Source organism: Galbibacter sp. PAP.153 (assembly GCF_037029175.1).
Taxonomy (GTDB): domain Bacteria; phylum Bacteroidota; class Bacteroidia; order Flavobacteriales; family Flavobacteriaceae; genus Galbibacter; species Galbibacter pacificus.
Map to the genome: position 1 here is coordinate 1 of NZ_JAZEUN010000058.1, position 1,004 is coordinate 1,004.

The following is a 1,004-nucleotide window of genomic DNA, read 5'->3' on the forward strand; positions in this document are numbered from 1 at the left end:
ATATGACTATCCGTAATTATAATAAATCGTATCTTTCTCATTAAAAAAGAGTTTTTATGAGACTATTGGAATTTACCAAACGTTATGGGGACGAAGAGTCCTGCAAACAGCTTTTTAAGGAATATAGGGAGCGACATGGACTGAGTTGCCGTAAATGTCATGGAGAAGCCTTTTATTGGCTTAAGACAGCTGACCGTTGGCAGTGCAAGTCCTGCGGGGCTCAAATAGGCCTTCGCAGTGGCACATTACTGGAATCCTCGAACCTGCCATACCATTATTGGATTTATGCTATGTACCTGATGACCAGCATAAAGAAGGGAATCAGTGCTTTGGAACTGCAGCGGCAGTTAGGGCACAAGCGTTACGAGCCCATTTGGGCCATGAAGCATAAAATCCGTACAGCGATGGGCAACAGGGATGAACGTTATAAAATGGAGGGGCTTGTAGAGCTGGACGATGGGTTCATAAAGGCCAACCGTCCAAAGAAAGGGACGGACATGGGAGGGAACAGCCGGGGGCGTGGAACCCAAGAAAAGAGAGCGGTACTGGTGATGGCCAAGTTTGAGCAGGGAAATGAGAAAGGGAAGAAAAGCTCTTCTTTCCGGTATGTTTCTATGAAAGTTATGGAGAGCCAGGGAGCCATTGAAGTAGGAAACGCTGTAAAAAGAAAGGCGACCAAGGACAATACAGAGATTGTGAGCGACAATTTCCGTGGTTATTCCAGGATAAAGGAGATTGTCAAAGCGCATCATGCCCAAAATGTACCAAAGGAACTGGCGGAAAAAGTTTTGCCGTGGGTGCATACCATGATCAGCAATGTAAAGAGGACCTTGCTAGGTATCAATCATTCTGTAGATGATACATACCTACAGAATTACCTTAACGAATTCTGTTATAAGGTAAACAGAAGGTATTTTAAGCAAAATCTTTTTGACAGGATGATGGTAGCCGCAGTGGCTGAACCGTGGTATGGAACAAAATATTAACTTAACGGATAGTCATAA

The 1,004-nt window shown here is 44.0% G+C and carries 1 protein-coding gene; it reads left to right on the forward strand.

The window, feature by feature from the left end:
• Window positions 1–56: 56 nt before the first annotated feature.
• Complete coding sequence (locus UXI14_RS18015) at window positions 57–986, forward strand: IS1595 family transposase (RefSeq protein ID WP_335967356.1); 930 nt, start codon at window positions 57–59, stop codon at window positions 984–986.
• Window positions 987–1,004 lie beyond the last annotated feature (18 nt).

Excerpts from the sequence above, each read along its gene's own strand:
- UXI14_RS18015 (WP_335967356.1), top strand. The coding sequence starts at position 57 with ATGAGACTATTGGAATTTACCAAACGTTATGGGGACGAAGAGTCCTGC.